Here is a 10,764-nt window from a genome sequence, read left to right on the forward strand (position 1 = left end):
AGATGTCGTAGCATCAGACCCGCCAGAGCCGGACGAGCCGGCGACTGGAACCGATGGGAGACGGCCTCGTGGGCGCTCAGACCGAATATGCGAACGAGAACAGCACATCCAACGTCGCTGCGGACGCCCCACCACGGCGCCACGGCTTCCAACCCACCGACCTGGCACTGATCGCCGTCTTCGCCGCCTTCATCGGCGCCCTGGCTCAGATCCCGCCGATCTTCGTCGTCGGCGCGGTTCCCTTCGCGATGCAGATGATCGGGGTGCTCCTGGCCCCCATGGTGCTGGGGTCCCTGCGAGCGGGTGCCGCCTGCACGCTCTACGTCGTCGTCGGAGTTCTGGGAATGCCGATCTTCGCCGGCCAGCGCGGCGGCCCGGGAGTCCTGCTCAGCGCGAGCGGCGGCTACCTCATCGCCTTCATCCCGGCCAGTTTCATCGCCGGCGCTGTGGCCACCGCCGTCCTGCGACGTCGCCCCCGCAAACCCCTTCTCATCGTGTGGCTGTACGTGGTGGCCCTGGTCAGCCTGGCGGTGATCTACCTCGGCGGGATCGTCGGCCAGATGATCAACGTCTCCCTGTCCCTGAGCGCCAGCCTCGCCGTCAACGCCCCGCTGTTCGCCCTCGACCTGGTCAAGGCGGCCTTCGCCGTCGTGCTCGCCATCGCGATCCTCACCGCCTACCCCCGGCTCCTTCCCGCCGTTCGGCATCGATGAGTCCGTCCCCCTCCACGGAACCGGTGGTCCTCAGCGCCGACCGGCGGGCACTCGACGAGTTCTGGAGCGCCCACAGACGCCACCAGCTCATCGGACTGCGTACCTCCGGCACCACCACCGGAAACGGGCGGATCATCGTCCGGACCACCGATTCCTGGGTCGACTCCTTCCCCCCGACCGCACGGATCTGTGCTCTCACAAGCGCCGACACCGTCTGGATCCCGGGACCGATGGGGGCGACCATGAATCTGTTCGCGGCCTGCCTGGCGCAGCACACCGGCGCCCGTTGGACCGTCGACGACCCCCGCTCGGCCACCGTCTGGCAGCTGACTCCGGCCAGGCTCACCAAGGTTCTCGACGCCGGTCTGCCCGGGTCCGACCGACTTCGCGGCGTCATCGTCGCCGGCGACGGACTGTCCCCGGTGGTGCGCGACCGCGCCCGGGCAGCGGGGCTGGCGGTGACGCACTACTACGGCGCGGCCGAGCTGTCGATGATCGCGATGGGCAGCTGCCGCGACGATCTTGAGCTCTTCGACCGGGTCGAGGTGAGCATCCGTTCGGGTCACATCTGGGTGCGCTCCCCCTGGCTGTCGAGGGGATATCTGCATCCCCATCCGCGCGGATCGCTGAGGGTCGACCCTGACGGTTTCGCCACCGTCGGCGACCACGGGGAGCTGGACGGACGGCATCTGACGGTGACTGGGCGCGATGGCGCGGTCACCACCGCCGGGCAGACCATTCTCCTCGCCCCGCTTCTCGCCCGGCTGCAGCCCCTGGCGCACGGCGACGTCTTCCTCGTCGGGAGCCCGCACGAGGGCGTCGGCGAGGTGCTCACGGCCGTGGTGACCGAGGCCGACGACCTGCCGGTGCTGCGCGGCTGGGCGCGCGCTCACCTGGAGGGGGCGGACCGGCCCAGACGATGGCTGTGCGTCCCGGATCCGCCGCTGACCGAGGCGGGCAAGATCGACATCGGCGTGCTGGGCAGGGATTCACTGAGCAGGCACTCTTCGGACGGGCGCCCTCCGGGCAGGCACGATCTGGGCAGGCACGATCTGGGCAGGAGCACTCTGGACGGGAGCGAGGAATGAGCGACGACCAACCCGTCATCATCGACGCCCTGCGCACCCCCATTGGCACCACCGGCCAGATGTTCTCGCACCTCACCACCACCGACCTGGCCGCCCCCGTGCTGAAGAGGCTGGCGGAGCGTCTGCCGCAGGGGCTGGGCACCGACGCCGTCATCCTGGGTAACATCCGCGGTCCCGGCGGCAACCCGGCCCGGCTGGCCGGCCTGGCCGCGGGTCTGGGGGTCGAGGTCCCCGCACTCACCCTGGACGACGAGTGCGGCTCGGGTCTGGCGGCGGTGGAGCAGGCCTGGTACCGGTGCCTGAGCCGGCCCGGAACCGTCCTGGCAGGAGGGGTCCAGGCGGCGTCGACCCAGCCCGTGACGCTGTGGCCCGGCACCGACGACCACCCTGCACGACGCTATGACCGGGCTCCCTTCGCCCCCGCCCCGTGGGCCGACCCCGAGATGGGCCCGGCCGCGGACCGGGTCGCCGCCGAGCGGGGAATCGATCGGCGGCGCCAGGACGATTACGCGCTGCGCTCCCACCTGCGAGCGGTCGCCACCCGGGAGGCGGGCGGGTTCGCCTCCGAGATCGTGGCCATCGACGGCCATGCCGAGGACCAGCGGCCCCGCCCCGGCTTCACGGCCCGACGGCTGGCCCGGTTCCGCCCGGCCTTCGGCCCCGATGGCACCGCGACCGCCGCGAACTCCTGCGGGATCAGCGACGGGGCCGCCGCCGTGGCGATGGTCGATTCCCGAACCTTCTCCGGGCTGGGCCGCCCCGGCCTGCGGGTGCTGTCGGTCGTCTCGGCGGGCTGCGACCCGGACAGGCCCGGTCTGGGGATGGTACCCGCCGCGCAGGCCGCGCTGGCTGAGTCCGGCCTCAACGTCGACCAGCTCGACGCCATCGAGTTCAACGAGGCCTTCGCCGGACAGCTGCTGGCCTGCGCCGACGCCCTGGGAGTCCGGGAGGAGCAGATCTGCCCCGATGGCGGCGCGATCGCCCTGGGCCACCCATGGGCCGCCTCCGGGGCCATCCTGGTGGTTCGCCTGTTCACCAGGCTGGTGCGCCGACAGGGTGGCCGCTACGGCCTGGCCGGGATCTCGATCGGCGGAGGGCTGGGCTGCGCCGCGGTGGTGGAGGCCTGCCACGGCCCCGTACTCCCGAATGTCGGATCACGCCAGTAGTCTGTGTCCGAACTGTTCCGCTGCGTCGCCTGCCCGTGCCACGGGCCTGTGGCCGTTGCGAGACGACCTCCTCGTCGATTCGTCCCGCCGCCACCGAGTCTGCGCGGCCCACAGTTCCGGAACCCTGTTCAGAAAGGCGCTGGAGTGGAACTCGACAGCAGTGACTATCTCCGTCGAGCCCTGTTCGACACCCTTCCCGGCTACCTCGAGGGATACGTCAGACGGCGTCTCACCGAGACCTATGGCCCCGACTGGAACCTTCCTGCACAGACCGGTAAGTCCTCGCAGGACCCGGCCGCCGCGCTGTCGGACCTGTCCACCCAGATCTGGATTCTCACTCACCTGGGCCCCGATCGCACACCGATCCTGCGTACCGAACCGGCGTTCCGCAGCTGTCTCCACGAGGTTCGGCAGGCCCGCAATGCTGTCGCCCACGGGGCCGAGCTGGACCGGTACCAGACGTTGGCCGCCCTCGGTTCGGTACGCGCGGTCCTCAAGGAGATCGGTGCGAGCGCCGGCGTCGACGAGGTGACGGCGTTCTACGACGCGGTGGCGCAGTCCTCCTGGTCGACCGCCGACACCACCAGCGACTCCACCACCGCCAGCGACACCACCACCACCACCAGCACGAACGACCCGTCTCCGGCCACGGCAGAGGTGCCCAGCCCCTCCACCCCGCCCGCGCCGCCAGCTCCGGTCGTCGACGCAACGCCAGCCAGACGTGCCGACGACAAGGAAGACCCGACACCGCCCCACGCGGCCGGCCAGGCTGACTCGACGGCCCGCCGGGCGCCACGACATGCGATGCCCGCCGCCGACGAGCCACCCTCCGAGCCCTCGTCCCCACTGGACGCCGTGAGGCTCGACATCGACTTCGCGTCGACGGTGTCCTACGCCCAGGCGGTCGCCGGGCTGTTGACACCCATCACCGTGCAACTGTCCCTGGCCGATGATCCGACAACAAGCAGCATCGCGGCGACCGGCGACTCCACATCCGCTGTCCCGGCCGTCGGCGAACTTGATACCGAACGGCAGGAGAGCACCCCCGAGGAGCCCACCGCAACTGTCCACAGGGTCGCGGAGCCGATCACCGAGGTGCACCAGGATCGCCTCACCGGCCTGCGTGTCACCGTGACGATCGACAGCGAGGACGCCGATCTCGTCGAACCGTGGCATTTCGGCGTCGACATCCTCACCGACGCTGTGCAGCGCTCCAACGCCATCCGTCTCAACCGCTCGGAACTGCTCCAGATGACGGCCCAGGCACTCACGACCGTGCGGATCCGCCTGGAGACCGACGACGACGTTCGAGAAGTGACGGTGGACGGGCCCACCGTGCTGGCAGCGCGCCAATGGCGTTTCCGGGACTCGCCGGGCAGCACTGCCCGTACTCTGGCGACTTTCGTCCAGCCGCAGCAGACGGAACTCCCGGCGCTGTTGAGACAGACCGCCGACCATCTGCGGGCGGCGACCGGCAGTGCCTCGCTGAATGGCTATCAGGCATCCGCCGAGAGAGTTGACGCCACGGTGCAGGCCCTGTGCGACGCTCTCATCGACAAGGACATCGCTTACTCCGCCCCGCCGACGAACTGGTCGGATGAGGGCCAGCGCATCCGGACTGCCGAGGAGGTGCTCGACGGACGGCTGGCGACCTGTCTGGACACCACCATCCTGATGGCGAGCGCGCTGGAATTCATCGATCTCCAGCCCATCATCCTGGTCCTGGATGGTCATGCGTTCCTCGGCTACTGGAAGTCCGACCAGCACGGCCCGGAATCGCTTGCCGCATCCGGCCCCTCCCTCATCAACCAGGTCGACCGTGGCGAGATCGGTCTGATCGAGACCACCGTCCTCACCAACGCCGACAAGGTCCGCCTGGCCGATCTCCATCAGAAGGCCCGCGAGGAGATGAGACCGGACGGTTCCGCCGTCCTCTTCGCGGTGTCTGTGCACGAGGCCCGCGAACGAGGCGTCGCAGCCCTCCCCGCGCGTGGTCATGATGAGTCCGGGCAGGTCGTCGAGGCGTCCTACCAGCCGGCTTCGCGGCCCATCTTCGCCCCGGAGCCGGACCGCCGGCCCAGCATCCCCCGGGCTCCACGGCGGCCCAAGGCCCCCGCTCAGGTGGAGAAGTGGAAACGGCAGCTGCTGGACCTCAGCTTGCGTAATCGGCTCATCAACTGTCCAGAGAGCGCATTCAGACGCCACAGCACCGTCCGGCTGGCAGTGCCGAGCGAGATGGTCGGTGCTCTTGAGGACCTCATCAGTGACGGAACTCAGCTCAGCCTGGGTTGCCGGGACGAACAGACTCCCATCGACGACCAGACATTCCTGTCCGCGCAGTTGCTGGAGCGCCACGGCGTCACCACCGACCTCACCGAGGACTCCTACGACTCCGCTCTGCAGAAGATCGCCGCGGACGCCCGCACCCTGATCGAGGAGACCGGCTCCAACAATCTCTTCCTCACCATCGGTTCGCTGGTCTGGCGCTCCGCCGACCGCGATCTGCGGTCACCACTCATCCTCATCCCGGTGAAGCTGCACAGGAAGTCCCGGAAGAGCCCCTACTCGCTGTGCCTCGACCAGACCGGCTCCTCGACGCCGAACTTCTCCCTCCTGGAGAGATTGTCGGTCGACATCGGCCTCCAGATCCCCGGTCTGGAGGACCCGGAGGAGGACGGATCGGGAATCGATGTCGACGGCGTCCTCGACGCCGTTCGCCAGGCTCTCATCGAGAACGCCCTCGACTTCCATGTGGAACCGACCGTCTGCTTGGGACTGTTCAAGTTCGGTGGATTCAGACTCTGGAAGGACCTCGAGGAGTCCTGGAAGGAGATCGCACGAAATCCTCTGGTGCACCACCTCATCGAGACGCCGAAGGCTCCGTTCATCGATCCGAATGCGGGTCAGGTGACCGGTGACCTCGACGAGCTGGTGTCCAGGCTGCCGATTCCTGCTGATTCCTCACAGGCACAGGTGGTCGCCGAGGCTCTGGCAGGTCACACTCTCGTCGTCGAGGGACCACCCGGGACCGGCAAGTCGCAGACCATCACGAACCTGATCGTGCGCGCCATCGCGGACGGCAGGCGGGTGCTGTTCGTCGCCGAGAAGCAGGCAGCGCTGGAAGTGGTCACCCGGCGGTTGAGGTCGGTCGGCGTCGCGGACCTGGTGCTCAACCTGCACGACCGCGAGCAGCGTCCCGAGGCGGTCCGCGAGAAGCTGCGTCACGCCGTGGATCTGTCTGCTGCACCCGATCGGGAGGGCATCAGGGCCGACTGGGACAGGCTGCACTCAGGTGGCGGGCGCCTCAGGGAGTACCGGCAGGAGCTGCACGACCCCGTCGTCGCAGATCTGTCGTACTACACGGCGCGCACCCGTCTGCTCGCCCGCGGCGACGGCCCGGTCCTCCAGCTGGAGCCGGAACGGCTGTCCACGATGGCTGTCGGTGAGGTTGAACAGCTGCGGGGGACACTTGCGGACCTGAGGCAATCGCTACGGCACCAGGACCCGAACGCCATCGGCACGATGCCATACCTTCATGACAAGGTGGATCCGGCCAGGCTCCCGGCTCTTCTGGACGCCGTGGACGGCGTGCGCTCGGCCTTCAAGGACGCCGATCGGGGGGCGGCCGACGCCGTCAGGACCGGATCTGCGGATCAGCTCCAGCTACTGGGCACGGCACTCGGCGAGCCACTGCTGACCAGCACTGCCGTGGCGGCCCTGGGGAGCCCCCAATGGCAGCAGCAGGCGATGAACCTGGTCCGGGGTCTGGCGGAGTTCGACCGCCTGACACCCAACTCCCTGGCCTTCTACCGCCCCGATGTCTTCGCCGGACCCCTGGACCAGGTGCGCGCCGACCTGGTTGACGCCAAGAGTGCATTGCTCCGCAAGGTCCGCAAGTGCGAGCAGGCCCTGGCCCCGCTGGCGATCTACGCCACCGGTCGTCCGACCACGAACGATCCCCAGATCCTGCTGGCGATGGTCGACGAACTCATCGGCCTACGCCACCAGGTCGAACAGCTCGTCGCACTGGCGCAGAAGACCATCCCCGTGATGCTGCAACACCAAGGAGGCCGATGGAACCCGTTGGACCGGTCGTCGCGCGATGCCGCGCGCTCCGCGATCCAATGGCATCGAGACCTCGCCGTCCTCCATGCCGAGCCGGGAACTCGTCCGACCCCCTTCCAGGAGATCGCGGAATCCCTCCTGGACGCCGTCAACCGGCGAGGCCTCGCCGGACAGATCCAGCGCTGCCGGGCAGCGGTGGACGCTCTTGCGGAGCTCTCCGACAATGGGATCGACGTCGACGAGGTGCTGCGTTCTGAACCGCTGCCAGGCGATCGGAACTTCCGACTCCAGGAGCTCGGGACTCGGAACGAGATCTCTGGACACCTGTCGCTCTACCGCAGGCATGGCCTGAATCGGGCCATCACTCAGATGCTCCGCCATGAGATACACCCCGCCGACGTCGAGAGTTCCTTTGACCGCGGGCTCGCGACGGCTGCATTGTCGGAGGCAGAACGCCGAGCCTCCTTCGACAGATTCAGCCCAGCCGAACAGACCGACACCATCGGCGACTATCTGAGATCCACCGAGAGCGCCCGCAGAGAGCTTCCCCAACTCCTCATCGAGCAGACTCTGCGGAAACACCAACCGTTCCTGGATCAGAGCGGGGAACGGTTCGCGGGCCTACGCAGCGAGATCAACCGAAATCGCGGGCGAGGCCGCACGATTCGCTCCTTGTTCACCGATTACGGCGATCTCATCAGCCACATCACGCCATGCGTGCTGGTGTCGCCCGACTCCGTGGCGCGGTTCATCCCGGCGCAGCAGTCCAACTTCGACCTTGTGGTGTTTGACGAGGCCTCTCAGATCACCGTGGCCTCCGCCGTGGGTGCGATGGGACGCGGGCATGCCGTCGTGGTCTGCGGCGCGACTCCCATCAGATGCCACCGACCTCCTTCGCGCAGCTGGTGCGAGACGATGAGTTCTCCGACGAGGAGCTGGCCGACGAGGAGTCGATCCTCGGTGAGTGCGCGGCCGCCCAGGTCCCACGACACTGGTTGTCATGGCACTATCGCAGCCAGGTCGAGTCGCTCATCGCGTTCTCCAACGAGCACTACTACGACCACAAGCTCTCGTCCTTCCCGAGCCCCCTGCCGGACGGCCGTGACAACGGACCGGCTGGCTTCGGCATTCTCAGTCACCGGGTGAACGGACAGTTCATCCACTCCTCGCACCCCGGCCGGCCCAAAGGGCTGCTGAGGACCAATCCCATTGAGGCGGATGCGATCGTCGCCGACATCCAGCACCGGTTCGAGGTCAGTCCAGATGTCTCGCCCTCGATCGGAGTGGTGACCTTCAATGTTCAGCAACGCGATCTCATCGAGACGAAGCTGCGCGATCTGGACAACCCTCGAATCACGGCCTCGGTGGACGCGCTGGACGGTCTCTTCATCAAGAATCTTGAGAACGTCCAGGGAGACGAGCGCGACTCCATCCTCTTCTCGGTGGCCTTCTCTCCGGACGAGGACGGGAATGTCCCACTGAACTTCGGTCCGCTGAACCGGCCCGGCGGAGAACGCCGGCTGAATGTGGCGATCACCCGTGCCCGACGGCAGGTCGTGATGTTCTGCAGTTTCGAACCCTCCCAACTGCACACTGACCGAAGCCGCTCCACGGGGCTGCGACATCTCAAGGAATACCTGGAGCTGGCGATGAACGGAACGGGCTCGGCAGAACTGGCGAGACCGATGCGCTCCACCGACCGGCACACCGCCGACATCGCCGAGGCGCTGAGAGCAGCAGGGGTGTGCGTTCAGACCGATGTCGGGATGTCCGACTTCAAGATCGATCTGGCGCTCTCCCGGGCCGACGACCCGGACGTGCCACTGGTCGCAGTGCTGCTGGATGGCCCCTCGTGGAACGGGCGGAAGACGGTCTACGACCGCGATCTCCTGCCGACCACCGTGCTGGCCAAGATGATGGGCTGGCCCGATGTCCAGCGGGTCTGGATGCCCGAGTGGCTCCATGATCGGCAGAACGTGATCGAGCGTCTGGTCAGTGCGGTGAGGAGTGCTGAACCCGCCAGCGCTGAGTCGGCGATCGCCGATGCCCCAGCCTCAGAACCTGCTGCACCTGCCACACCTGTCGGCCCGACGGTCGAGCCGGAGCAGGCTGCTGGAGGTGCCACCGCCCCCGCGTCGTCGCCCGACCTGCCGGGCACCGCGACTCGGACCAGACCTGATGAGTCTGACAGCGTGGAGGAGGCCGGGGCGCGTCCTGAGGAGGAGCACCTGCCTGCGATGGCGCGTATCGCGGCGTCGAGTTCCTCCGACGTCGACCACCGGCCGGCAACCGGTGATCGGCTCACCGAGGTGGCCGAGTACCAACCCTGGACAGAGCACCAGTTCGGTGAGCGCGAGGTTCTGGAAGCGGCGGCCGTCGATCCCGAGGCCCGAGACCTGGTGCATCGGGCCGTCCAGGAGATCTGTGCCGCGGAGTTCCCGATCAGGCAGGGGCGGCTGCGATCACTGGTCGGCAAGGCCTTCGGGTTCCACCGGGTACAGAGGTCGCGGATCGACCAGATCGACGGCCTGCTGCGCAGCTCGTCGTGCGACTTCGATGACGACGGTTTCGTCTGGGCCCACGGCACCGGCCCACAGACGATGACCGGCTACCGGCTCAACTCCCTGGCCAAGGACGGGATCGGGATCGAGGATCTTCCCCCGGTGGAGGTGGCGAACCTGGTGAGGGCGGTGCGCAACCGTTCAGACCCGTCCACAACTCGTGAGGACCTCGTCCGAGCCGCGTTGACAGAACTCGGCGGCCGTCGTCTCACCCAGTTGATCCGAAACGTCATCGAGCAGGCGATAGACAGTTCCGGCATCGTCGACTGACAGATGTCGTCGGTTCTGATGATCCATCCCCACGCGATGCCCGAGCGGATCAGGGCCGATAGCCGCCACTCTGCGGCCTGAGGTTGTGGCGGATCCTGGCTCCTCGTCGAACCAGGGTCCGCCAAGTCCTCAGCGCCTCCAGGCCTACCGGCGTCGATCACACCAGGGTGACGGCGCTTCCGTCCTCGAGATAGCCGCGGAACATGTCGGTGCTGTTGAAACCGAGCAGGGTGCGCCCGGTCGCGTCGACGGCAATGACGCCGCCGGTGGCCTGCGCACCGCTGAGCTCCTCGGAGAAGGTGCGGCGCACCGCCTCCTCGACGCCGACTCCCTGGTAGCGGATCCGCGCAGCGATGTCGTGTGCCACCACACCGCGCATGAAGGCCTCCCCCTGCCCGGTGCACGAGACCGCCACCACGCCGTCGCGGGCGAAGGTCCCCGCCCCGATCACCGGGGTGTCCCCCACTCGGCCGACCGCCTGGTTGGCGATCCCGCCGGTGGATGTGGCCGCGGCGAGATGACCGGTCACATCCCTGGCGACCGCGCCGACGGTCCCGTGCCGGGGCCCGGAGGTGGCCGCGTCCTGCAGCCGGTGAAGCTGCTCCACCCGGGCCGGTGTCACGAAGTAGTCGGGCTCGACCGTCTCCAGTCCCCACTCGGCGATCCGGTCGGAGGACGGCGAGACGATGAGGACGTGCCGGGTCTGCTCCATCACCGCGCGAGCCGCCAGGACCGGATTTCGTGCGAACCGGGATGCCGCCACCGCCCCGGCGCGGCCGTCACCGGCCATCACCGAGGAGTCGAGCTCGGCGCTTCCCGAGGAGGTGAGCGCCGCACCGCGGCCGGCGTTGAACAGCGGGTCGTTCTCGAGCTCGATCACCGCGCTGGTCACCGCCTCGAG

At 68.2% G+C, this 10,764-nt stretch carries 5 protein-coding genes and 1 pseudogene; 5 read left to right on the top strand and 1 reads right to left on the bottom strand.

Translation table 11 applies throughout. The features are described from left to right. Nucleotides 1-161 precede the first annotated feature (161 nt). The 5 genes and pseudogenes from H590_RS0112055 to H590_RS16565 all read left to right on the top strand — a co-directional run bounded on the left by H590_RS0112055 (nucleotide 162) and on the right by H590_RS16565 (nucleotide 9,863). Nucleotides 162-713 (top strand): biotin transporter BioY, encoded by a 552-nt coding sequence (locus tag H590_RS0112055; protein WP_028703735.1) that lies wholly within the window; start codon nucleotides 162-164, stop codon nucleotides 711-713. Beyond that, complete coding sequence (locus H590_RS16555; RefSeq protein ID WP_126412693.1) at nucleotides 710-1,801, top strand: acyl-CoA synthetase family protein; 1,092 nt, start codon at nucleotides 710-712, stop codon at nucleotides 1,799-1,801. The genes H590_RS0112055 and H590_RS16555 overlap by 4 nt, the downstream gene beginning before the upstream one ends. Beyond that, nucleotides 1,798-2,967: a thiolase family protein gene (locus tag H590_RS16560; RefSeq protein ID WP_036982317.1), complete on the top strand. Its 1,170-nt coding sequence runs from the start codon at nucleotides 1,798-1,800 to the stop codon at nucleotides 2,965-2,967. Before H590_RS16555 ends, H590_RS16560 begins: the two co-directional genes overlap by 4 nt. A gap of 144 nt (nucleotides 2,968-3,111) precedes the next feature. Further along, nucleotides 3,112-6,126, top strand: a pseudogene (locus H590_RS19205) (DUF4011 domain-containing protein); the annotation flags it as partial. Nucleotides 6,127-7,910: 1,784 nt separating this feature from the next. Next, nucleotides 7,911-9,863, top strand: a complete 1,953-nt coding sequence (locus tag H590_RS16565) for an AAA domain-containing protein (RefSeq protein ID WP_084149496.1) — start codon at nucleotides 7,911-7,913, stop codon at nucleotides 9,861-9,863. A 157-nt stretch (nucleotides 9,864-10,020) separates the two neighbouring features. Here the strand turns inward: H590_RS16565 and H590_RS16570 are convergent. Beyond that, on the bottom strand, nucleotides 10,021-10,764 hold a 744-nt coding region (locus H590_RS16570; RefSeq protein ID WP_036982331.1), incomplete at its 5' end, for an isoaspartyl peptidase/L-asparaginase family protein.

It is taken from the genome of Acidipropionibacterium jensenii DSM 20535 (genome assembly GCF_000425285.1).
Taxonomy (GTDB): Bacteria; Actinomycetota; Actinomycetes; order Propionibacteriales; family Propionibacteriaceae; genus Acidipropionibacterium; species Acidipropionibacterium jensenii.

Coding starts and splice junctions, on each gene's coding strand:
- H590_RS16565 (WP_084149496.1), top strand. CDS start 7,911: ATGCCACCGACCTCCTTCGCGCAGCTGGTGCGAGACGATGAGTTCTCC.
- H590_RS16555 (WP_126412693.1), top strand. CDS start 710: ATGAGTCCGTCCCCCTCCACGGAACCGGTGGTCCTCAGCGCCGACCGG.
- H590_RS16560 (WP_036982317.1), top strand. CDS start 1,798: ATGAGCGACGACCAACCCGTCATCATCGACGCCCTGCGCACCCCCATT.